This window comes from Pseudidiomarina xizangensis (genome assembly GCF_052541995.1).
In genome coordinates, this window is record NZ_JBOBQA010000001.1 from 840,923 (window position 1) to 862,722 (window position 21,800).

At 49.8% G+C, this 21,800-nt stretch carries 21 protein-coding genes and 5 tRNA genes; 25 read left to right on the top strand and 1 reads right to left on the bottom strand.

Features of this window, described 5'->3' with window-relative positions:
* Window positions 1–12: 12 nt before the first annotated feature.
* The 6 genes from ACQ5ES_RS04090 (at window position 13) to ACQ5ES_RS04115 (ending at window position 1,333) form a co-directional block, all read left to right on the top strand.
* Entirely contained in the window at window positions 13–681 is a 669-nt protein-coding gene (locus ACQ5ES_RS04090) for an SDR family oxidoreductase (protein ID WP_445014678.1), read from the top strand.
* A 155-nt stretch (window positions 682–836) separates the two neighbouring features.
* Window positions 837–913, top strand: a tRNA-Met gene (locus ACQ5ES_RS04095).
* A gap of 20 nt (window positions 914–933) precedes the next feature.
* Window positions 934–1,018: transfer RNA gene (locus ACQ5ES_RS04100), tRNA-Leu, on the top strand.
* A gap of 38 nt (window positions 1,019–1,056) precedes the next feature.
* A tRNA-Gln gene (locus ACQ5ES_RS04105) sits at window positions 1,057–1,131 on the top strand.
* A 23-nt stretch (window positions 1,132–1,154) separates the two neighbouring features.
* A tRNA-Gln gene (locus ACQ5ES_RS04110) sits at window positions 1,155–1,229 on the top strand.
* A 17-nt stretch (window positions 1,230–1,246) separates the two neighbouring features.
* Window positions 1,247–1,333, top strand: a tRNA-Leu gene (locus tag ACQ5ES_RS04115).
* 60 nt (window positions 1,334–1,393) lie between these two features.
* On the opposite strand, the gene ACQ5ES_RS04120 is transcribed toward ACQ5ES_RS04115, so the two are convergent.
* Complete coding sequence (locus ACQ5ES_RS04120; RefSeq protein ID WP_445014679.1) at window positions 1,394–2,527, bottom strand: FAD-dependent oxidoreductase; 1,134 nt, start codon at window positions 2,525–2,527, stop codon at window positions 1,394–1,396.
* A 144-nt stretch (window positions 2,528–2,671) separates the two neighbouring features.
* Here ACQ5ES_RS04120 and ACQ5ES_RS04125 point away from each other — a divergent pair, with 144 nt between their 5' ends.
* The 19 genes from ACQ5ES_RS04125 (at window position 2,672) to ACQ5ES_RS04215 (ending at window position 21,799) form a co-directional block, all read left to right on the top strand.
* Window positions 2,672–3,559, top strand: coding sequence for a DMT family transporter (locus tag ACQ5ES_RS04125; RefSeq protein WP_445014680.1), 888 nt, complete (start codon window positions 2,672–2,674; stop codon window positions 3,557–3,559).
* A gap of 65 nt (window positions 3,560–3,624) precedes the next feature.
* Window positions 3,625–5,067: a tRNA (N6-isopentenyl adenosine(37)-C2)-methylthiotransferase MiaB gene (gene miaB / locus ACQ5ES_RS04130; RefSeq protein ID WP_445014681.1), complete on the top strand. Its 1,443-nt coding sequence runs from the start codon at window positions 3,625–3,627 to the stop codon at window positions 5,065–5,067.
* A gap of 15 nt (window positions 5,068–5,082) precedes the next feature.
* Window positions 5,083–6,069 carry a PhoH family protein gene (locus ACQ5ES_RS04135; RefSeq protein WP_445014682.1) on the top strand — a complete coding sequence of 329 codons (987 nt, stop codon included), beginning with the start codon at window positions 5,083–5,085 and terminating at the stop codon, window positions 6,067–6,069.
* Complete coding sequence (gene ybeY / locus ACQ5ES_RS04140; protein WP_445014683.1) at window positions 6,066–6,566, top strand: rRNA maturation RNase YbeY; 501 nt, start codon at window positions 6,066–6,068, stop codon at window positions 6,564–6,566. The genes ACQ5ES_RS04135 and ybeY overlap by 4 nt, the downstream gene beginning before the upstream one ends.
* Window positions 6,556–7,437, top strand: coding sequence for a CNNM family magnesium/cobalt transport protein CorC (gene corC / locus ACQ5ES_RS04145; protein WP_445014684.1), 882 nt, complete (start codon window positions 6,556–6,558; stop codon window positions 7,435–7,437). The genes ybeY and corC overlap by 11 nt, the downstream gene beginning before the upstream one ends.
* Before the next feature lie 2 nt (window positions 7,438–7,439).
* A complete protein-coding gene (lnt, locus tag ACQ5ES_RS04150; RefSeq protein WP_445014685.1) occupies window positions 7,440–8,978 on the top strand; it encodes an apolipoprotein N-acyltransferase in 1,539 nt (512 codons plus the stop codon).
* Between the two features lie 16 nt (window positions 8,979–8,994).
* Entirely contained in the window at window positions 8,995–9,219 is a 225-nt protein-coding gene (locus tag ACQ5ES_RS04155) for a hypothetical protein (protein WP_445014686.1), read from the top strand.
* Window positions 9,220–9,273: 54 nt separating this feature from the next.
* The gene (gene leuS / locus ACQ5ES_RS04160) at window positions 9,274–11,862 is read left to right on the top strand and encodes a leucine--tRNA ligase (RefSeq protein WP_445015384.1); all 2,589 of its coding nucleotides are present in this window, start codon (window positions 9,274–9,276) and stop codon (window positions 11,860–11,862) included.
* 28 nt (window positions 11,863–11,890) lie between these two features.
* Window positions 11,891–12,364, top strand: coding sequence for an LPS-assembly lipoprotein LptE (locus ACQ5ES_RS04165; RefSeq protein WP_445014687.1), 474 nt, complete (start codon window positions 11,891–11,893; stop codon window positions 12,362–12,364).
* 4 nt (window positions 12,365–12,368) lie between these two features.
* A complete protein-coding gene (holA, locus tag ACQ5ES_RS04170) occupies window positions 12,369–13,394 on the top strand; it encodes a DNA polymerase III subunit delta (RefSeq protein WP_445014688.1) in 1,026 nt (341 codons plus the stop codon).
* On the top strand, window positions 13,382–14,017 hold the full coding sequence (gene nadD / locus ACQ5ES_RS04175; protein ID WP_445014689.1) for a nicotinate-nucleotide adenylyltransferase: 636 nt from the start codon (window positions 13,382–13,384) through the stop codon (window positions 14,015–14,017). Before holA ends, nadD begins: the two co-directional genes overlap by 13 nt.
* Before the next feature lie 73 nt (window positions 14,018–14,090).
* Window positions 14,091–14,414 carry a ribosome silencing factor gene (gene rsfS / locus ACQ5ES_RS04180; RefSeq protein ID WP_445014690.1) on the top strand — a complete coding sequence of 108 codons (324 nt, stop codon included), beginning with the start codon at window positions 14,091–14,093 and terminating at the stop codon, window positions 14,412–14,414.
* Complete coding sequence (gene rlmH, locus ACQ5ES_RS04185; RefSeq protein ID WP_445014691.1) at window positions 14,414–14,884, top strand: 23S rRNA (pseudouridine(1915)-N(3))-methyltransferase RlmH; 471 nt, start codon at window positions 14,414–14,416, stop codon at window positions 14,882–14,884. The genes rsfS and rlmH overlap by 1 nt, the downstream gene beginning before the upstream one ends.
* A 2-nt stretch (window positions 14,885–14,886) precedes the next feature.
* Window positions 14,887–16,767 carry a penicillin-binding protein 2 gene (gene mrdA / locus ACQ5ES_RS04190; protein ID WP_445014692.1) on the top strand — a complete coding sequence of 627 codons (1,881 nt, stop codon included), beginning with the start codon at window positions 14,887–14,889 and terminating at the stop codon, window positions 16,765–16,767.
* A complete protein-coding gene (rodA, locus tag ACQ5ES_RS04195; RefSeq protein WP_445014693.1) occupies window positions 16,757–17,863 on the top strand; it encodes a rod shape-determining protein RodA in 1,107 nt (368 codons plus the stop codon). Before mrdA ends, rodA begins: the two co-directional genes overlap by 11 nt.
* Before the next feature lie 39 nt (window positions 17,864–17,902).
* Window positions 17,903–18,883 (top strand): lytic murein transglycosylase B, encoded by a 981-nt coding sequence (gene mltB / locus ACQ5ES_RS04200; RefSeq protein WP_445014694.1) that lies wholly within the window; start codon window positions 17,903–17,905, stop codon window positions 18,881–18,883.
* A 14-nt stretch (window positions 18,884–18,897) separates the two neighbouring features.
* Window positions 18,898–19,689, top strand: a complete 792-nt coding sequence (locus ACQ5ES_RS04205; RefSeq protein WP_445014695.1) for a septal ring lytic transglycosylase RlpA family protein — start codon at window positions 18,898–18,900, stop codon at window positions 19,687–19,689.
* Between the two features lie 92 nt (window positions 19,690–19,781).
* The gene (locus ACQ5ES_RS04210) at window positions 19,782–20,945 is read left to right on the top strand and encodes a serine hydrolase (RefSeq protein ID WP_445014696.1); all 1,164 of its coding nucleotides are present in this window, start codon (window positions 19,782–19,784) and stop codon (window positions 20,943–20,945) included.
* A gap of 8 nt (window positions 20,946–20,953) precedes the next feature.
* Window positions 20,954–21,799: an aminotransferase class IV gene (locus ACQ5ES_RS04215; protein ID WP_445014697.1), complete on the top strand. Its 846-nt coding sequence runs from the start codon at window positions 20,954–20,956 to the stop codon at window positions 21,797–21,799.
* Window position 21,800: the final 1 nt, after the last annotated feature.

A 21,800-nucleotide genomic window follows, 5' to 3' on the forward strand; every position in this document is an offset into this window, starting at 1 on the left:
AAAGGAGTAATTATGAGTGCTAAGCATGTGGTCATTACTGGCGCCAATCGCGGTATTGGTCTTGCCCTCGCCCGCCAGTTTCACCAACGAGGTGATCAGGTCACGGCGGTATGCCGCGAACCCTCGAGCGAACTTGAACAGCTTGGAGTTGCTATTATTGACGGTATTGACGTAACTGACACCGATGCCCGCGAGTTGCTGGCTGAACGTCTCGACCACGAACCGATTGATTTACTGGTCAATAATGCCGGTTTACTCGAAGGTGACGACTTCGGCAGTTTTGCCGCAGCAAGCATTCAGCGTCAGTTCGAAGTCAATGCTATTGCGCCACTGGCGGTAACTCGTGAGCTGCGTCCCCAACTTAAAAAAGGCAGCAAGGTCATCATGATCACTTCGCGCATGGGCTCGATGGCGGACAATGGCTCAGGCGGGCAATACGGTTACCGTATGAGTAAAGCGGCGTTAAATGCTGCGGGCGTCTCGCTTGCCAATGATTTTAAAGACGCTGGCATAGCGGTAGCCATGCTACACCCTGGCTACGTGCAAACCGATATGGTTGGCAACCGTGGCGATATAACCGCTACAGAAGCAGCAAGCCGCCTGATTCAACGGATGGACGAAGTAGAGCTTAATAATACCGGTTCATTCCGTCACAGCAACGGTGAAACTTTACCCTGGTAACCCTACTGTGATGATTAAACAACCAAACTATCGGTTTTTTAATCAATCGCACCGTTAAACGCGTCTTTTTGCGAAAAAGAGGTTGACGCTAGAGCCCCTGATTTGCATAATACGCGCCGCACTCACCGAGCGCAGTTTTAAAAAATTTTTGGTATGGCTACGTAGCTCAGCTGGTTAGAGCACAGCACTCATAATGCTGGGGTCGCAAGTTCGAATCTCGCCGTAGCCACCAACCAAGATTAAATTGCATGGGCGGACGTGGTGGAATTGGTAGACACGCTGGATTTAGGTTCCAGTGCCTCACGGCGTGAGAGTTCAAGTCTCTCCGTCCGCACCAACCTTCTTCGGTCGAGGGCAAAGTTTTTAAGCCTAAGTTGGGGTATAGCCAAGCGGTAAGGCAACGGGTTTTGATCCCGTCATTCCCAGGTTCAAATCCTGGTACCCCAGCCACTTAAAAGCTGTTTTCCGAGAGTTGGGGTATAGCCAAGCGGTAAGGCAACGGGTTTTGATCCCGTCATTCCCAGGTTCAAATCCTGGTACCCCAGCCACTCTTTCCCTGCTTGTTGCGGGGGTGGCGGAATTGGTAGACGCGCTAGCTTCAGGTGCTAGTGGGCTAATGCTCGTGGGGGTTCAAGTCCCCCCCTCCGCACCATTTTATTCCATGGTGGCCGCAACAACGCTAAAAGACCGCCCTTCGGCGGTTTTTTTATGTCTATGAATTGCCCATAGCGGCACGAATTATTTGTTTTTTTAACGGTGATAGCTTACTTACCGCAGCTAGACCCATCGCAATAAGTCCACGCGTAGGGAAATGACGCGACCTAAAACCAACATGAATCGCATCCATGACCCGCATCATCTGTTGATTGACTGCCATTTGTTTACGCTCATAAGCGCTTAACGCTTGTTCAAATGGCTTGTCCGCGAGCTGTTCGAAGAGTTTCTGTACATCGGCGAAGCCGAGGTTTACGCCTTGTCCGGCCAGAGGGTGAATGCTATGCGCGGCATCACCAATCAGGGCTGCCCCGCGATAATCGACGTACTTAAGCGCGCGTTGCCGACGCAGTGGAAAACTGCCGTGACGTTGCAGTTGAAAAGCACCTATATGCGGCGTAAAGGTCTGCGTTAATCCAGCATTAACCTGTTCTTCGTTGGCATCATGCCATTCCTGCTCGCCCCGGTAATCGATCAAACAAGCCAAATGCTCGCCCAACGGCAACAACGCGTAGGGTCCTTGTTCACGAAAAACTTCCCAGGTCGCTGGGGGAATAGGTTCCGCGGTCTCAACGATGGCCAACAAACAGCGCATATCATAATCCCAACCGCGCATGCCGATACCAGCCGCACGCGCAACGGCAGAATTGGCGCCATCAGCGCCGATCAGTAAGTCATACGTCAATTGCTCGCCGTTTTTCAGTTGTAACTGTCGCTTGACAAGGTCAAAGCTCTGCACCTCGGCATTGGCACGCAATTCGATTTGTGAATGTTCGGTAAGCCACTGCCACATGGCGCGTACCAACGCATTATTTTCGACCATCACACCAAGTTGAGACTGTGCAACTTCTGCGGCAGAAAAATCAACCCTCTGACCATCGCTTGTGGTAACCCTTAAGGCGTTGTATGACAGTTGTTTCGCAGGTTCAACCCGGGCCCACACACCAAGCTGCCGTAACCAGTCAACATTCTTCTCATGCACCGAAGAAATACGCAGGTCCCATGCGGCTTGCGCAGCAGCCTTGATAGGTGACGCACCACGTTCAAGTAAGGTCACGCTATAACCTGCTTGTTGCGCGGTAACCGCCGCGGCAGCGCCAACTAATCCTCCTCCTACAATTACCACATGCATGCTAGTTACCTTATTTGCTTCACTGACTTCGCATCTTAGAAAATACTATCGTAAGAATACAGGATTACCCACCAAAACATTGCTGAGAGTCCGTTATTCGATCGTGTTAACATAGCCTCTCAAGTTGCTCGTCTGACAAAGGCAATGATGGAAACTCCTCAACGTACCGTAATAATTGCGTCACTGCTGGTGCTTGCGGCCGAGCTTTGCTTTGCTGGTGTCAGTGCGTTGGTGAAATACCTGAGCACTGATGTACCGTCGGAGCAATTGGTGTTTTTCCGCAGTTTAATGGCTTTTGTGGTGCTGCTCCCATGGCTTTGGCGCAAAGGCCCTGCGGCCTTTAAAACTAAGGCTTGGGGCTTCCACTTAACCCGTGGTATTGCTGGGCTTATGGCAATGTACCTGTTTTTCTACGCGATCGCTCATATTCCGCTGGCGCAGGCGACACTGGTACTACTGTTGTCACCTTTCTTGATTCCGGTCATTGGTCGTCTGTGGCTGGCAGAACGCGTTTTGCCACAAACATGGCTGGCTATTACTATCGGTTTTGTTGGCGTATTTATATTTCTCAATCCAGTTGCCGCTGAGCTTTCGCCTATTATCGGTATCGCTTTTATTGCCGCGTGTCTGGCAGCCTTTACTAAAACTCTGATTCGACAAATGTCCGCAACCGAATCATCGAGCAAAATTGTTTTCTACTTCTCCGCTGTGGCGACGGTGCTATCGGGCATTCCGCTAATTTGGCTGGGATCACCCATTGCCATGCAGCATTGGCTGGGTATTTTTGCCATGGGCGGCCTGGCGGTGACCGGGCAACTTGGTATGACCAAGGCGTTTTCGTTAGCTCCCGCTGCCAAAGTCGGTGTTTTCACCTACAGTTCGGTTATGTTCGCTGCCTTAATGGGCTATTGGTTCTGGCAAGAACCCATTACCTGGCACATGCTCAGTGGCGCTGTCGTTATCACTGTGGCGGGTTATTTGGCGATTCGCACCCGGCGCAAAGCAGAAACCGGCGGCAAAGTTGGCAGTTGAGCGCAGAACAGGCTAAAATAACGTCCCTTTTGAGATACACTAACGCAAGTGAGTAAAGCGAAGTTATGAGCAAGAAGTTATACATCAAAACTTGGGGCTGCCAAATGAACGAGTACGATTCAGCGAAAATGGCTGATCTGCTCGGTGCGACCCATGGCTATGAAGTCGCAGACGAGCCAGAAGATGCTGATTTGATCCTGCTCAACACCTGCTCGATTCGTGAGAAAGCCCAAGAAAAAGTCTTTCACCAGCTTGGTCGTTGGAAAACCCTAAAAGATAAGAATCCAGACTTAGTGATTGGCGTCGGTGGCTGTGTGGCCTCACAAGAAGGCGACCACATTCGTGCCCGCGCACCTTATGTCGACATCGTATTTGGTCCGCAAACCTTGCATCGCTTGCCAGCAATGGTGAAGCAAGTGCAAACCGACCACACTCCTATGGTCGATATTTCGTTTCCGGAAATCGAAAAGTTCGATAGCCTGCCCGAGCCAAAAGCTGAAGGACCTACTGCTTTCGTTTCCATCATGGAAGGCTGCAGCAAATACTGCACATTCTGCGTCGTACCTTACACACGCGGTGAAGAAGTCAGTCGTCCAGTCGACGATGTATTGTATGAGATTGCGCAACTGGCAGAGCAAGGCGTGCGCGAGGTTAATCTACTGGGCCAAAACGTGAACGCCTATCGCGGCGAAAGCTTTGATGGCTCTGTGTGTCGTTTCTCAGAATTACTCCACTTAGTCGCCGCTATCGATGGCATTGACCGGATTCGCTATACCACCTCGCACCCGGTTGAATTTACCGACGACATTATCGAAGCTTATGGCACCATTCCTGAGCTGGTAAATCACCTGCATTTGCCGGTCCAAAGTGGTTCCGATCGGGTACTGACGTTGATGAAACGCGGACACACAGTGCTGGAATACAAATCGCAAATTCGCAAGTTAAAGCGCATGCGGCCAAACATGGCGATGTCGTCCGACTTTATCATCGGCTTCCCGGGTGAGTCTGATGCTGACTTTGAAGCAACCATGGATTTGATTCAGGCGATCGACTTCGACCTTAGCTTTAGCTTTATTTACAGCGCGCGTCCGGGCACGCCAGCGGCAGATCTTCCCGACGATAGTAGTGAAGATAGTAAAAAACAGCGACTGCAAATTCTGCAACAACGGTTAAACCAGCAAGCACACGCTCACGCCCGCCGCATGGTCGACACCGAACAACGCATTTTGGTGCTTGGCCCGTCGAAAAAAGATCCGATGGAACTGAGTGGACGTACGGAAAACAACCGCGTCGTCAACTTTGTCGGTAACCCGTCAATGATTGGTCGCTTTGTTGATGTTAAAATTACCGACGCCTTTGCCAACTCATTACGCGGCGACGTGATTCGAGTGGAAGATGAGATGGGCCTGCGCGTTGATACAGCGCCACAGACTATTCTCGCCAAACAAGCACGCACACAACCCGATGCACTCGGTGTTGCGAGCTTTATTCCACCCCAACAGTCTTAACCAAAAGAGGTTCTTTTGAGTCCAAAAGTTACCACGCTTGATATCGAACTAGAGCCGGCAGACAGTCGGCGTTTAGCTGAACTCTGTGGCCCGTTTGACGAAAACTTAAAACATGTTGAACGTCGACTAGGTGTTGAAATCACCTACCGTAATCAAGCGTTTCGCTTGATTGGTCCACAACATACGGTTAAGGCAGCCGAAAAACTATTGCGCGACCTTTACCTGGAAACCGCCACGGTCAAAGGTAAAGCCGGTGAAATTGAACCGCAACAAGTACACCTTGCTATCCAGCAAGCCAATGTTCTGGAGCAAGGCCATGGCGACCCCGCTGCGGAAAAGCTGACCCACATCAAAACCAAGCGCGGCATGATCAAACCACGTAATCACAATCAAGCCGAATACGTACGCGCAATTCTTAGTCACGACGTAAACTTTGGTATTGGCCCGGCCGGTACTGGCAAAACCTATCTCGCGGTCGCATGTGCCGTGGACGCTTTGGAGCGTCAGGAAGTTCGCCGTATTCTATTGACCCGACCGGCCGTTGAAGCTGGTGAAAAGTTAGGCTTTTTACCCGGTGATTTAGCGCAAAAGGTCGACCCTTATTTACGTCCGCTTTATGATGCGCTATTTGAGATGCTGGGCTTCGAACGAGTCGAAAAACTGCTCGAACGCAACATCATTGAAGTCGCACCGCTCGCATACATGCGCGGACGTACGCTTAATGATGCTTTTATTATTCTCGATGAAAGCCAAAACACCACTTGTGAACAAATGAAAATGTTCCTGACTCGGATCGGTTTCAATTCGCGTGCGGTCATCACCGGCGATATTACTCAAGTTGACTTACCCCGTGGCCAGAAATCAGGCTTGCGCCATGTGATTGAAGTACTTAGCAACGTGTCGGACTTGAGCTTCACCTTTTTTCAAGCGGGCGACGTCGTTCGTCACCCTGTAGTGCAACGCATTGTGCAAGCCTACGAAGAATTTGACCAACGCAAATGACAGTCTTTGTAGACATTCAGGATGCTGCAAACGGTGCCAAGTTACCTGCAACGGACGACGTTCAGTTGTGGGTAGAGACCGCTTTACAGGCGCATCAATGGCACCAAGGCGATGTTGAACTAACCATTCGCATCGTCGCCGAAGATGAAGCTCGCGAACTGAATCGCGACTACCGCGAACGCGACTATGCTACGAATGTGCTATCGTTTCCTTTTACGGCACCGGTTCCTATGCCGGTGACCTTACTTGGTGACTTGGTCGTTTGTGCTCCCGTGGTTGTGCGTGAAGCTGCTGAACAGCACAAGACCTTAGTCGCACATTGGGCGCATATGATTGTACACGGGACCCTGCATTTGCTAGGTTATGACCATATTGAAGATGCCGAGGCGGAACACATGGAGTGCCTTGAAACAACGATTCTAACCAGCTTGGGGTATACCGACCCTTACGCTGAAGTTGCTAACCAAACGGAGCAAGCACCAGCTAATGAGCGATGACCATCCCCACTCTACCAACGGTTCTTCAAGTAAATCGTGGACAACCAAACTGTTGCAACTTTTTACCGGAGAGCCGAATAGCCGCGAAGAGTTAGTCGATATGATTCAAGACGCCGAAGAACGCGACTTGATCGATAACGACACGAAAGAAATGATCGAAGGCGTGCTTGACGTTGCGGAACTAAAAGTTCGCGACATTATGGTACCGCGTTCGCAAATGGTTACCATAGATATCAATCAAACTGTCGACTCCTTTTTACCTATCGTCATTGACTCGCAACACAGTCGCTACCCGGTTGTGAGCGAAAACAAAGACCACATTGAAGGCATCTTGCTGGCGAAAGATTTGTTGGCTTATGGCTTCAATATGACTGATGACGAATTCTCGCTAGCGAAAGTTATCCGTCCTGCTGTCATTGTTCCTGAAGGCAAACGCGTTGATGTGTTGCTTAAAGAGTTCCGCTCGCAGCGTTACCACATGGCAATTGTCGTTGATGAGTATGGCGGTGTCTCTGGCTTGGTAACTATCGAGGATATTCTGGAAGAAATCGTCGGTGAAATCGAAGATGAAACCGATTACAACGAAGATTCCAAAGCAGATATCCGGCGTATCAATAAATCGCGTTTTTCGGTCAAAGCACTTACCACAATCGAAGACTTCAACGATTACTTCAGCACCCAGTATGGCGACGAAGAATACGACACTATTGGCGGTATGGTTGCTCATGGTTTTGGTCATTTACCCAAAACAGGTGAGGAAATCACCATTGGTGGCATCGCATTTAAGGTTACCGGCGCAGATAAACGACGCATATCGCAATTGCAGGTGAGTTTCCCCGAGCGGACAACTGCTACCGATACGGACAGTTAAACATGGCATTTTGGCAGCGCCGCTGGCAAGCTGGACTAACCAGACTTGGCTGTGTCTTACTAGGCCTATTACTGGTCTTCAGCTACGCCCCCTTTAATCAAGCCTGGCTACCTTTGCCAATTCTGGTCGCGATGGTCTGGTTAGTGCAGGATAAAAATCCTGCAAATGCCTGGCGACTCGGCTACTACTTTGGTTTGGGATGGTTTGCGGCGGGCCTTAGTTGGATTTACGTAAGTATTGATACCTTCGGCGGTCTGCACCCTATCGCGACCGTCGGTATCTTGCTCCTGCTGTTTCTGTACCTAAGTCTATTTCCCGCATTGGCATTCTGGGCGTGGCGCTGGTTAACAGTTCGCGTTCATACGCAGGCTTATTGGGCGCTGCCCCTAACTTGGCTTATCGCCGAAACTTTACGTGGCTGGATGCTAACTGGTTTTCCCTGGTTAGAGTTGGGCTACACGCAAACCGACACCTGGCTGGCAAACTATGCCCCATGGTTCGGCGGTACCGGCATCACCACCGTGCTGATCACCCTCGCCTTACTTGCTGTTTATTGGCTTAAGCAGCGCTCCTGGCATGCGCCCGCACTTATTGGTGCGCTACTTTTAATGCCATTGCTGCTGTCCCAGCTGACCAGCGTAGCGCGAACCGATAGCAGCGCCACCATTGGTTTGGTGCAGGCCAACGTTAATCAATCGATAAAGTGGGATCCGGATCAGCACTGGCCTAACCTCAGTCGCTATTTAGATTTAAGTCGCCCGTTATATAAGGATCATGACGTTATCATTTGGCCTGAATCTGCTGTCACTATGCCTGAGCCTTACACCGATGACATCTTAGCTGTCATTCACGACGAAATGGCGACCACGGAAACAGCTTTTATCACTGGCATTATTGATATTGACCGAGATCACTATTTCAACTCGGTGATCGCCCTCGGCCAGGATGGTGCAGATACTGTTGGCGAAACCTATCACCACGGCCATAGTAACCGCTATCGTAAGCACCAATTGCTGCCGATAGGCGAGTTTGTTCCTTTTGGTGATTTATTGCGTCCGCTGGCGCCGTTATTTAACCTTCCGATGTCTTCCTTCACTCGCGGAGAGGCGGTACAAGCGCCTCTGCGAGCTCATGGTTGGGAGTTTGCCACCGCAATTTGTTATGAGATCGCCTTCCCGGGACATGTCCGCGCGAATTTCACCAGCAGCACCAACTTTCTGTTAACGGTAAGCAATGATACCTGGTTTGGTCGTTCTCATGGTCCGGCACAACACATGCAAATCGCTCGGATGAGAGCTATCGAACTAGGTCGTCCGTTAATTCGCGCAACCAATAGCGGTATCACGGCGATGGTCGACGAAAACGGTGAATGGCTTGCCCGGGCTCCACAATTTTCCAGCACCACTTTATCCGCAGCAGTGCCTTTGATCAACGGTCTAACCCCTTACTTCTTTTGGGGAGCTTATGGAAGCTGGATCTTTGCGCTATTGATCGCGATTCTTGGTGCATTGCCCGTAGTCAATCGGCGACAAAATAAGTAAACTGTAAGCAGTTTTAGTGCCCATTAACCAAAAACTGGAACAAACCATGGAAAACATCATCGCAGCAATCATTTTTGCGGTTCTCACCGCAGCAGGAACGCTTGGCGTTTCAAGCATGGGTATGTTTGTGTTTTATCGCGATCCAGAAGATCGCGATGCTGAGCAACGTAACCGTTTCGAATACGGTTTTTTTGGCCTCGCTGGCATCGTTGTCATGCTCTTAATGTGGTACGCACTGTAAGTAGTGTTTCACTCTCACGCCGTCGAATAAATGGATTCTAAGATGTCAAAAGTTATGCAGGATAACTACGATCCAGCGCAAATCGAAACCACCGTCCAGCAACGCTGGGAGCGTGATAAAGTCTTCGAAGTTAGCGAACAACAAGATAAAGAAAAATTCTATTGTTTGTCGATGTTCCCTTACCCAAGTGGCAAGCTACACATGGGCCACGTGCGTAATTACACACTTGGCGATGTGGTCGCTCGGCACCAGCGCATGCAAGGTAAAAATGTGCTGCAACCTATGGGCTGGGATGCGTTTGGCTTACCTGCTGAAAATGCCGCCATTCAAAATAAAACAGCGCCGGCAAAGTGGACCTATCAAAATATTGATTACATGCGCAATCAACTCAAGTCGCTTGGCTTTGGTTACGATTGGTCACGCGAAGTTGCAACCTGCCGCCCAGAGTATTACCGCTGGGAGCAATGGTTTTTCACTAAGCTTTATGACAAGGGCTTAGTTTATAAGAAAAACGCCACGGTAAACTGGGACCCGGTCGATCAAACCGTGCTTGCGAACGAGCAAGTTATTGACGGACGTGGTTGGCGTTCAGGTGCCAAAGTCGAGCAAAAAGAGATCCCTCAGTGGTTTATTAAAATCACTGCATATGCCGATGAATTATTGCAAGATCTTGACCAGCTCGACGGCTGGCCAGAGCAAGTCAAAACCATGCAACGCAATTGGATTGGCCGTTCTGAAGGAGTTGAAATCGACTTTTCCGTGGTCGACCACGAGCAACCGTTGACTGTTTACACCACCCGGCCCGATACGCTATACGGTGTCACTTATATGGCAGTGGCTGCACAACATCCACTGGCACAACAAGCCGCTGCAGCAAATGCTGAGCTTGCGGGCTTCATTGACTCGATTAAAAATTCGAAAATGGCCGAAGCCGAACTAGCGACCATTGAGAAAAAAGGTATGCCAACTGGCTTTTTTGCCAAACACCCATTAACCGGCGAATCCATCCCTATTTGGGTCGCTAATTTTGTTTTAATGGACTACGGCAGTGGCGCTGTAATGGCCGTACCAGCTCACGACCAACGCGACTGGGAGTTTGCAACCACCTATCAACTACCAATAAAACCAGTAATTGAACCAGCGGTCGGCGAACGCGACATCACTGTCGCCGCGATCACTGAAAAAGGTACCACCATTGATTCAGGCCCTTATACTGGCCTGACTAGTGAAGCTGCGTTTGAAGCAATTGCGAAACAACTTGCCGAGCAAAACATTGGTCGTCGGCAGGTGAATTATCGTCTCCGCGATTGGGGTGTGTCGCGCCAGCGTTACTGGGGAGCGCCAATTCCAATGCTGAAACTGGCGGATGGTAGTTCGGCACCAGTGCCGGAAGATCAACTGCCCGTGCGCTTGCCTGAAGATGTGGTGATGAGCGGTACTCAATCACCGATTAAAGCCGATCCAGAATGGCGTAAAACCACCTACAACGGCGCGCCAGCAGAACACGAAACCGATACTTTTGATACATTTATGGAATCGTCCTGGTATTACGCACGCTACTGTAGTGCCAATTTCCATGACGGCATGCTCGATCCAAAACAAGCCAACTATTGGTTACCGGTCGATCAGTATATAGGCGGCATTGAACATGCAATTTTGCATTTATTGTACGCCCGTTTCTTCCACAAATTATTGCGTGACACCGGTTTGGTCAGTTCTGATGAACCGTTCAAACGCTTATTAACCCAAGGCATGGTGCTGGCAGATAGCTATTTCCGCGAAGACGCGAATAGCAAAATCACCTGGTATTCACCACTCGATGTCGATATCGTTGAACGCGATAACAAAGGTCGTATCGCTAAGGCAGTGCTGCGTAGTGACGGTAAAGAAGTCACTTACGGTGGCATGACTAAAATGTCGAAGTCAAAAAATAACGGCATCGATCCACAGCTCATGATCGACAAGTACGGTGCCGACACTGTGCGCTTGTTTATGATGTTCGCGGCGCCTCCAGAAGCGACATTGGAATGGTCAGACTCAGGCGTTGAAGGCGCCCAGCGCTTCCTCCGCCGTGTTTGGCGTTTAGTCGCCGACTACAGTGCTGTTGTAGAACAAGAACATAGTCATGACTTCAGTCAGTTAAGCAGTTCTCAGGAAGAACTTCGTCGCGAAGTGCATCGCACTATTGAAAAAGTTTCCGACGATATGGGTCGCCGGCAGAACTTTAACACTGCCATTGCTGCCATTATGGAGCTGTTAAATAGACTCCAGAAAGCTCAACTAGCAACTGCGCTTGATCGGGGTATTATGCGTGAAGCACTCGATGCCATCGTGCTCATGCTTGCTCCGGTTACCCCACACATGAGTGAGGTACTTTGGCAGCAGTTAGGTCACCAGGACGACATTAACTTTGCCGCATGGCCAGCAGTTGATTCCAAAGCCTTGGTCGCGTCAAGTATCTTAGTAGTGATTCAGGTCAATGGTAAAGTTCGCGGTAAAATCAACGTCGCCGCCGAAGCCGACCAAGCATCGGTGATCGCCGCTGCGATTGCCGATGAAAATGTACAGCGTTTTATAGCTGACAAAACCATTCGTAAACAAATCTATGTGCCGGGTAAATTGGTCAATATTGTTGCGAACTAATACAAGCTAAACATTGTTAGGACGATACATGCGTACATTGCTGCTAGGTGGTCTGATTTTACTTCTCGTGGGGTGTGGCTTCCAACTGCAAGGGAATTACCAACTCCCTACGGAGCTCCAGCAATTGCGAATCAGTGCGCCACAGTTTAGCGAGTTTGCTGACGATGCCCGCGACCGCTTTCGCCTTGCAGGAGCAACCTTGGTCGAGGACAACTCTGCAACGCTTATTGAAATTCTCAATGATAGCCTTAGTCGCCGTACCCTAAGCCTATCGGCAAGTGGTCAAGTGGCAGAATATGAACTCATTTATACCGTTAATTATCTGCTGGTCCCCCTTCAGGGTGAGACCAAAGCGTTGCAAGTTGAAGTATTTCGTGACTACCAGGATGATCCTAACTTTGCCTTGGCGAAAACCCGTGAACGCGAAGTTCTGGTTGCGGAAATGCGCGAGCAAGCTGCACAGCAGTTGGTACGGCAAGTCATCGCCCAAATGAGTCAATAACCCCATGCAATTAGCGCAACTGCAAGGTCATCTGCAACAGCAAGGTTTACCGCCGCTCATCTGCGTATTTGGCGACACACCGTTGCTGATTGATGATGCCATGCAGTTAATTCGTCAACAGGCACGACAACAAGGTATCGATGAGCGCCAACGCTTTATCCAAGACGGTCAGTTTGACTGGGGTCAATTACAGATCGATAGTGTAAATCTCGGCCTGTTTTCCAGCCTACGCCTTATCGAAGTTGAACTTCCCGAGGCTAAACCTGGCCGTGAAGGCGCTGAAGCATTGAAACGCTATTGCGCGGAGTTGCCTGACGACCAGATTTTGGTGCTTACCGGCCCCAAACTCAAACAAGAACAACTCAAAGCCAAGTGGTTTCAATTGCTGCAGGCTGCTGGTCCCGTGGTTCAGGCGAATAGTCCGGAACGTCGTCAATTACCGCAATTTATCCAGCAACGCGCGCAACGTTATCAACTCAGTATAGATAGCACCGCGACGCAGTTGCTTGCCGACTGGTTCGAAGGCAATTTACTGGCGCTCGATCAAGAGTTACAAAAGCTAGCGCTCATGGACGCTCCGCAACCTTTAACCCCGGACTTCATCACCGAAGCGGCCCAGGATCAAAGTCGATTCACGGTTTTTGCACTGCAAGAAGCGATTTTACAAGGTGACCTCAGTAATGCTCTACGTCGATTACAACGCCTGCTTGAGGAAGAAACGGAAATTGCCATCCTCAATTGGATGTTACAGCGCGAAGTACACAAACTACAGCAGCTACAGCAGCGCCAATTAACCACCAAAGATCTCATGTCGTTGGGTATTTGGCGTAATCAGGAAGGTGCCTATCGCGCCTTTGCTCAGCGTTTACAACCCGAACACGTCGCCCGCTTGCATCAATTACTGGTGCGCCTTGAGTTCGCCTTCAAGCGTGATTCTGGTGAACACCTGGCGACATTGTACTGTCATGCCCTGGTATTATTATGCCAACCCCAGCGTGACCCCAAGTTTTTAAGCACATGTTACGGGTAATTTTTGGCGGCACCTTCGATCCTATTCACAACGGCCACGTGCTCACGTCGCTGGCCGCGTTCCAGCTGTTAAAAGGCGACCAATTGCAGGTCATGCCGAGTGCGCAACCGCCCCATCGCGACAGCCTGGGAGCTAGCCCCTCACAGCGTTTAGCAATGGTACGTCTGGCCTACGCCGAGCAACCTGACGTGTGTGCCGAACCCTGGGAATTACAACGCGAGCGCACCTCTTACAGCCTGTTAACGCTACAAGAGATGCACCGCAAGTGGCCGCAGGATCACCTGGTGTTTTTACTCGGTAACGATGCCTTTGCCAAATTACACACCTGGCACGGCTGGCAGGAACTGCTCAGAGTTGCTCATTTAGCGGTCATGCAGCGCCCTCACGAAACCAAGGAATGGTCACCAGAAGTGCAAGCACTCGCCCAACGCAGTCAAGTAACAGATGTTGCCGAATTGCACCAAGCTTCTCACGGTGCGATTATTTGCCTACCCACACCAGAAATTGCGATCTCCGCCACTGAGCTGCGGCAGGCGATGGCCGCACATGGGGCCTGGGAACAACACGTACCCACCGAGGTGGCTGCCTACATTAAACAACAACAACTGTATCAAACAGGCTAAGACAACTGCTTTTCGTCAATAGTCATGGTAAACTATGCGCCGTTAAAACCGTCTGTTTAGGAGAGTTTCACTTTTGCAAGCTGAACAATTACGTGACTTCGTTGTAGATAAATTAGAAGACCTTAAAGGTCGTGACATTAAAGTCCTTGATGTCCAAGAACAAACTGACATTGCTGAATATATGGTCGTTTGTTCAGGCAACTCCAAAACTCATGTCAAAAGCCTCGCTAATCATGTCGCTACCGAGAGCAAACATCATGGTGTTCCACCCATAGGGGTCGAAGGCGCTGACACTTCAGAGTGGGTACTGGTTGATTTGGGTGATGTTGTCGTTCATGTCATGCAAGAATCCATTCGCGACTTCTATGAGTTAGAAAAACTCTGGGGTCCACGTTAATGCGGATTCAGCTGATTGCAGTTGGGCAGAAAATGCCAAGTTGGGTCAGCACCGGATTTGCAACCTACGCGAAACGCTTACCGGCCGATTGCCAACTGCAGTTGATAGAAATTGCTGCCGGCAAGCGAGGCAAAAACGCTGATGTCGCACGCCTGACCAAACACGAAGGTGAAGCAATGTTAGCCGCTATCGGCAAAGGTAATCGGGTGGTGACGTTAGCAGTGGAAGGCCGCCCTTGGGCGACACCGAAACTGGCGGAACGCCTCGCCGACTGGCAAATGGATGGTCGCGACGTCAGTTTATTAATTGGCGGACCTGAAGGTTTAGCCGCTAGCTGTAGCGCAATCGCTGATGAGCGCTGGAGTTTATCTCCCTTAACCTTGCCACACCCCCTAGTGCGGGTTATTGTAGCCGAAGCTCTGTACCGAGCTTGGAGCATCAACGCTAACCACCCGTATCACCGTGACTAAGCATGAGAATACGCCGTTCCACAATTCGTGATCATCATGCCGAGACCGCCCTATTTGGCCGTCGCGTGGTGGTATCTTTAGTTATTGTGGTCGCTGTTTTTGGCGTATTGCTCAGCAATATGTATCAACTTCAAGTTACTCAACACCAAAGCTTTCAGACTCGTTCCAATGATAACCGGATCAAAGTCGTTCCACTGGCGCCTAATCGCGGCATTATCTATGATCGCGAAGGTCGTATTTTGGCCGAAAATCGGCCCGTATTAAGTTTGGAGTTGATTCCCGAACGAGTTAAAGATTTAGGTGGTACCCTAGCACGACTCGCCGACTTGCTCGGCATCAACACTGAACAGCTACTGCGCTTCGAACGCAACCGCCAACGTGAGCGACGCTTTGAACAGGTTATTCTGCTGGATCAACTCAACCAAGAACAGGCTGCTATTTTTGCTGCGCGCCAGCATGAATTCCCTGGCGTGAGTATCGAAGCACGCTTAGTTCGTCATTACCCCTATGGTGAGACTCTTACCCATGCAATGGGGTATGTTGCAAAAATTAATCAACGCGACGCGCAGCGACTTAAAGAACAAGGTGTTAATGCCAACTATGCTGCAACCCGTACCATTGGTAAATTAGGGGTTGAGGCTTACTACGAAGAACAACTCCACGGTACCGTGGGCTATCAGCAAGTCGAAGTCGACATCCATGGACGTTCACTACGCACATTAGCGATTGAGCCCCCGATCCCTGGTCAGGATTTGGTGCTTGAAATCGACATCGCACTACAACAAAAAGCACAAGAAATATTAGGCGAGAGTCGCGGTTCAATCATTGTCATGGATCCACGCGACGGTGCTCTATTGGCAATGATTAGTCAACCTAGTTACGACCCAAATTGGTTCGCACAAGGTATCTCAGTTGCGCAATACCGGGGGCTGTTAAATTCAAATCACTCCCCGCTGCTTAATCGCGCCACCCAAGGCGGTTATCCGCCTGCTTCAACTATCAAACCCCAGCTGGCAATTGTAGGATTAGAAGAAGGCATTATTACCACCGACACGCAAATTTGGGATCCAGGTTGGTTCCAGATTAAAGGGATTGACCACCGCTACCGTGATTGGTTGTCCTGGGGGCACGGCTGGGTCGACGTCGATCGGGCCATAGTCGAAAGTTGTGACACTTTTTATTATGACTTAGCCCTGAATTTAGGTATCGATACCATTTCTGAACACATGGTGGGTTACGGTTTCGGCCAATTGACCGGCATTGATATCGGCGAAGAATCTTCTGCTGTTATGCCCAGCAGGGGATGGAAACGCGCCCGTTTTAACCAACCGTGGTACGCTGGTGAAACCGTTTCCATTGGTATTGGTCAAAGCTATTGGACGGTCACACCGATGCAACTCGCAGTTGCCACCGCTGTGGTCGTCAATAGGGGTAAACGCCCGGTGCCACGTTTTTTGCGCGCTATCCGCGATGCGGGTATCGAGCTGCCAGCGGTGCATGAACAGCGCGACCCCGTCCAGTTGAATAATCCCGAAAACTGGAGCGTTGCACTTAACGCAATGGAAGATGTCGTTAGCAGCATTAAGGGCACTGCGCGTACTGCCTTTAAGGGCGCGACTTACACCTCCGGCGGTAAAACCGGCACCGCACAAGTTCGTAGCATTGGACAAGACGAAGAATACGATGCTGAAACCACTGCCGAAAAGTATCGCGACAACGCCATGTATGTTGGCTACGCACCCGCAGATGCGCCCGAAATGGTGGTGATTATTACCGCGGAAAACGTGGTTGGTGGTGGCGGAAGTGTTGCAGCACCTATGGCGCGTAAACTCATGGATTTTTATTTTCAAGACGACACTGTGGTAGGTGAACATGCACCCTGATCAGCAACGCACTTCATTTTTACAGCGCGTGCACATGGACGCTCCACTGCTGTTCGCACTGCTTATCATCGCTGTGGTGAGTATTTTTACCGTGTATTCAGCCAGTGGCGAAAACCTGGGCATGACCGAGCGTCAGGCTATTCGTGTGGGGGCCGCGTTTTTTGCTATGATCGTTATCGCGCAGATTCCGTTGGACTCTGTCCAGCGCTGGTCATTACCATTGTTCACTGTCGGTATTGTATTGTTACTTGCGGTGTTGTTGGTCGGTGAATCAAGTAAAGGCGCGCAACGCTGGTTAAACCTGGGTTTCATAACCATTCAGCCATCGGAACTAATGAAGCTGGCGGTACCCATGGCGGTAGCCTGGTACATTGCTCAACAAGGTCTGCCGCCCACGTTACGACGCTTAACTGGGGCGTTCGTGTTATTACTAGTGCCGGTATTAATGATCGCAAAACAGCCCGACTTAGGTACTTCGTTGTTGATTGCTTCATCAGGTATTTTTGTTTTATTCCTCGCTGGTATGTCCTGGAAAATAATTACCTTTTTCGCGGTAGTCATCGGCTCATTTACGCCTATTATGTGGATTTTCCTAATGCGCGACTACCAACGCCAGCGGGTACTCACCTTTCTCAATCCCGAACGCGACCCGTTGGGCGCGGGGTATCAAATTATCCAGTCAAAAATTGCTATAGGTTCAGGCGGTATTGAAGGCAAAGGTTGGTTGCAAGGCACTCAGTCGCAACTCGAGTTTCTGCCCGAGCGCCATACTGATTTTATTTTCTCTGTGTTTAGTGAAGAGTTCGGTCTGGTCGGTGTTATTGGCTTATTCTTACTTTATGGATTTATCATTTTTCGCGGCATGATCATCGCCATGCGCGCGCAACGGGTGTATCAAAAATTACTCGCTGGCAGCCTTACCATGACCTTCTTCATTTACGTCATGGTCAACGTGGGCATGGTCTCTGGGTTGCTGCCCGTGGTCGGCGTGCCACTGCCTCTCATTTCGTATGGCGGCACATCGATGGTGACATTGCTCGCAGGCTTTGGTTTACTAATGGCTATTGCCACCAATCGGCGCTTAATTCATGCTTAAGATTACTCACCCTCGACCACGAGATCTCAGGAGATAGCGATGCTCAAACAACTCACCAGCAGTATTGCACTTAGTGCTCTATTAGCGTGCACCTCTTGCTACGCCGACGGCACGCAACTGAGTGCCGAGCAATTAGCTTTTATTGACGAACTTGTCGTCGAGCACAATTTCGAACGCGAGAAACTCAAAGCACTGTTAAGTCAGGCACAGCCAAATCAAGACATTCTCGAAGCGATTCAACGGCCATGGGAAGCCAAGCCCTGGTATCAATATCATCCGATTTTTCTCACCGAAAAGCGCTTAGCGGCGGGACTTGAATTTTGGCAGGAACACGCTGAAACATTAGCTCGAGCGGAGCAACAATTTGGTGTACCGGCAGAAGTTATTGTCGCAATCATTGGTGTTGAAACCTTTTACGGTAGTTATTTAGGTAACTACCAGGTGCTTGATGCGCTCAACACCTTAGGTTTCCATTATCCACCACGCGCATCATTCTTCCGCTCAGAATTGAAAGAATTTTTATTACTGACCCGGACTGAAAGCTTATCTCCAACAGAGCTCAAAGGTTCCTACGCTGGAGCTATGGGCTATGGTCAATTTATTTCATCCTCGTACCGCCATTACGCCATCGATTTTGACGATGATGGCGTGCGTAATTTACTGAGTAATCCGGTTGACGCCATTGGCAGCGTTGCTAATTATTTTCTGAAAAATGGTTGGCGACCACAAGCGCCTGTCGCCCTGGAGTTACCAACAACCTCAGCTAATGCGCAACTTGCCAGTGATGGGTTGAAATTAACCACCACCGTTGCGCAACTTTTAAACGCTGGCCTAAACTTACCTGAAAACACTGAACTTGATGGTGACATGAAGGCGAAAGTCTTTCGTTTTGAACAGCCCAGCGATGCCGATTACTGGCTCGGTTTGCATAACTTTTACGTGATTACCCGTTACAATCGTAGCCCGCTCTATGCGATGGTAGTCCACCAATTTAGTCAGCAGCTTGCTGCCGCACGTTAAAGGAATTTTCGACCATGCAACGCGTCTTTGCCATTGTCTTGACGTTACTGCTGATCGGTTGTAGTACGGCACCGAAAAGTCGTTACAGTCAAACCCATGACAGTATACCTTCGCGTCTGCCCACCGCTGCTGAGCTTAGCGAGCCAACCCCAAAAGTCGAAGTGCCAAGCCGTCAAGGCAATCGAACTTATTCATTGTTTGGCCGAACTTATAGCATATTACCTGATGCCCGAGGTTTCATCGATGAAGGTATGGCGTCATGGTACGGCGAAAAATTTCATGGGCACCTAACGTCAAATGGTGAAACATACGATATGTATGCAATGAGTGCAGCGCATAAGACGTTGCCGCTGCCAACCTACGTGCGCGTTACCAATTTAGCCAATCAGCGCTCAGTGGTGGTACGAGTCAATGACCGCGGCCCATTCCATGATAATCGCATTATCGATCTCTCCTATGTTGCCGCCTATAAGCTCGGTATGCTTGCCACAGGGACCTCACGTGTGCGCATCGAGGCGCTACACCCAGAAGCTCAGAACCAGCAGCTAGCGGTCACCACACCATTAGAATCGGACGCCGTAACCCAGTATTTTGTCCAGGTTGTTGCCGGTAGCGACAAAACACGACTGACTCAAGCAGCTGAAAAATTAGCACAAACCTATCAGGTTCCTGCAACTACTCAGGCAAAAAACGGTCTACACGCTGTAATGCTTGGTCCTTTTGCCGCAGCGCAAACAGACCAGCTAGTCAATCAACTTCGCGCAGATGGTTATGCTGACGTTTTTCGAGTACCAGTCAGACCTTAACACTGCCCTTTTATCGAACTAAACCGCGTAAATATGTTAGTATTTGCGCGCTATATTCTTAATAACGATGACAACGTAGAGACAATCTGACCATGCATTCTGTATTTAAACAGTTGATTCGAACTGTTGCACTCCTGGCTGGTGCAACTGCCCTCGTCGCTCAAGCTTCGATTATCCCACCGCCGCCACAGGTTAACGCCAAAGGCTATATCCTAATGGATTACACCACCGGTTATGTGATTGCGGAAGGTAATGCTGATGAGCAACTTGCTCCGGCGAGCCTGACCAAAATGATGACCAGCTATATTATTGGCCGGGAAATTCAAGAACAACGTATCCACCCTTCAGATCTTGTCACCATTAGCGAAAACGCATGGGCCAAGAATTTTCCTGAATCGTCCAAAATGTTTATTGAGGTGGGTAAGCAAATTAGTGTTGCCGATCTTAACCGTGGCATCATTATTTCCTCTGGTAACGATGCTTGTGTCGCCATGGCAGAACATATCGCAGGCAGTGAATCGGCGTTTGCTGACCTAATGAACAATTATGCTTACGAACTTGGCATGACCAACACTTATTTCGCCAACAGCCACGGCCTGCCCGATCCAGAACAGTATACGTCGCCACGCGATATGGCTTTGCTGGGTGCAGCGCTAATTCGTGATGTGCCCAATGAGTACGCAATCTATTCGGAAAAAGAATTTACCTTCAACTCCATCAAGCAGTACAACCGCAACTCACTGTTGTGGGATGCCAGCATGAATGTTGACGGCATCAAAACCGGTCACACACAAGAGGCAGGCTATAGCTTAGTAACCTCGGCCGTTGAAAGTAACACCCGCTTAGTTGCAGTGGTTATGGGTACCAGCAGCGAGCAAGCGCGAAAAATTGAGAGCAAAAAATTGCTCAACTATGGCTTCCGTTACTATGAAACCGTGCAAGCCTACAGTGCTGGTGACAGCTTCGTTGATCAGCGCGTATGGGGTGGTGAGCAAGACACTGTGCAGCTGGGTATTGCTGATGATGCAGTGATTACCTTGCCACGTGGCCAACGTGAAAACCTGAAGGCCAGCATCCAACTTAATGCTGAGCTGGAAGCTCCAGTCAACAAAGGTGTTGAGGTCGGTACGGTAAGCATTGAATTAGAGGGTGAAACTATTGCCCGCTATCCGTTAGTTACCCTTGATGATGTCGCTGAAGGCGGAATCTTTAAGCAATTAACTGATTGGGTTGTTCGTAAATTTAACCAAGAGTAACACTGAAGATGAGCGATTTAGTCTATCTTAATGGCGAATGGCTCGCTCCTGAACAAGCGAAAGTCTCGGTCTTTGACCGGGGCTTTTTGTTTGCGGACGGGATTTATGAAGTTATGCCCATCTATCAGGGCCGTCCTTTTCTGGCGACTCAGCACCTAGCTCGTCTGCATCGCTCACTGGCAGCAATAGCCATTCCTGATCAACCTGATGAGTTCTGGCAATCCTTGGTCGCTGAACTTATAGAACGTAACGGACTACAAAATGGACTTATCTATTTTCAGGTCACACGTGGTGCCGAAACCAAGCGCTCACACTTACCGCAAGGTCCGATCACACCGACCATCTTTGCCAGTATCTCACCACTTGAATTGCATTGGGATATTCCCAAGCCCGCCAAAGCGGTGCTTTGCGAGGATATTCGTTGGTTACGTTGCGATATAAAAAGTATCAGCCTGCTCGGTAATATCGTGCTTAAACAGTACGCTCAGCAGCACCATGCGATTGAACCTATGTTGCATCGTGACGGTGTTGTCACAGAAGGTGCGTCCAGTAACTATTTTGCCGTGAAAGACGGTGTGCTTTATACCGCACCAACTAATCACTTGATTTTGCCCGGTATCACCCGCATGTGGGTATTGCAACTGGCACACCAGCTCAAGCTGACGGTTCGTGAAGAACCCTTCCACATTTCTGAGCTAGCGCAACTCGACGAGCTTTTCCTGACCAGCTCGAGTCGCGAGGTACAGCCGATTGGGCAAATAGATGATATAATTATTGGCAATGGCCGCTGTGGACCCCTCACGCAACAACTAATCGAGGCTTTCCACGCAAGTAAGCGCGCGCATTTAGCTTAGG

Bases quoted from the DNA above. Each gene is read 5' to 3' on its own strand.
- miaB (WP_445014681.1), top strand. From the start codon at position 3,625: ATGAGCAAGAAGTTATACATCAAAACTTGGGGCTGCCAAATGAACGAG.
- corC (WP_445014684.1), top strand. From the start codon at position 6,556: ATGAGCGATGACCATCCCCACTCTACCAACGGTTCTTCAAGTAAATCG.
- lnt (WP_445014685.1), top strand. From the start codon at position 7,440: ATGGCATTTTGGCAGCGCCGCTGGCAAGCTGGACTAACCAGACTTGGC.
- ACQ5ES_RS04210 (WP_445014696.1), top strand. From the start codon at position 19,782: ATGCATTCTGTATTTAAACAGTTGATTCGAACTGTTGCACTCCTGGCT.
- rodA (WP_445014693.1), top strand. From the start codon at position 16,757: ATGCACCCTGATCAGCAACGCACTTCATTTTTACAGCGCGTGCACATG.
- mrdA (WP_445014692.1), top strand. From the start codon at position 14,887: ATGAGAATACGCCGTTCCACAATTCGTGATCATCATGCCGAGACCGCC.
- nadD (WP_445014689.1), top strand. From the start codon at position 13,382: ATGTTACGGGTAATTTTTGGCGGCACCTTCGATCCTATTCACAACGGC.
- ACQ5ES_RS04125 (WP_445014680.1), top strand. From the start codon at position 2,672: ATGATGGAAACTCCTCAACGTACCGTAATAATTGCGTCACTGCTGGTG.
- ACQ5ES_RS04205 (WP_445014695.1), top strand. From the start codon at position 18,898: ATGCAACGCGTCTTTGCCATTGTCTTGACGTTACTGCTGATCGGTTGT.
- mltB (WP_445014694.1), top strand. From the start codon at position 17,903: ATGCTCAAACAACTCACCAGCAGTATTGCACTTAGTGCTCTATTAGCG.
- ybeY (WP_445014683.1), top strand. From the start codon at position 6,066: ATGACAGTCTTTGTAGACATTCAGGATGCTGCAAACGGTGCCAAGTTA.
- leuS (WP_445015384.1), top strand. From the start codon at position 9,274: ATGCAGGATAACTACGATCCAGCGCAAATCGAAACCACCGTCCAGCAA.
- ACQ5ES_RS04215 (WP_445014697.1), top strand. From the start codon at position 20,954: ATGAGCGATTTAGTCTATCTTAATGGCGAATGGCTCGCTCCTGAACAA.
- ACQ5ES_RS04120 (WP_445014679.1), bottom strand. From the start codon at position 2,527: ATGCATGTGGTAATTGTAGGAGGAGGATTAGTTGGCGCTGCCGCGGCG.
- ACQ5ES_RS04165 (WP_445014687.1), top strand. From the start codon at position 11,891: ATGCGTACATTGCTGCTAGGTGGTCTGATTTTACTTCTCGTGGGGTGT.
- rlmH (WP_445014691.1), top strand. From the start codon at position 14,414: ATGCGGATTCAGCTGATTGCAGTTGGGCAGAAAATGCCAAGTTGGGTC.
- ACQ5ES_RS04090 (WP_445014678.1), top strand. From the start codon at position 13: ATGAGTGCTAAGCATGTGGTCATTACTGGCGCCAATCGCGGTATTGGT.
- holA (WP_445014688.1), top strand. From the start codon at position 12,369: ATGCAATTAGCGCAACTGCAAGGTCATCTGCAACAGCAAGGTTTACCG.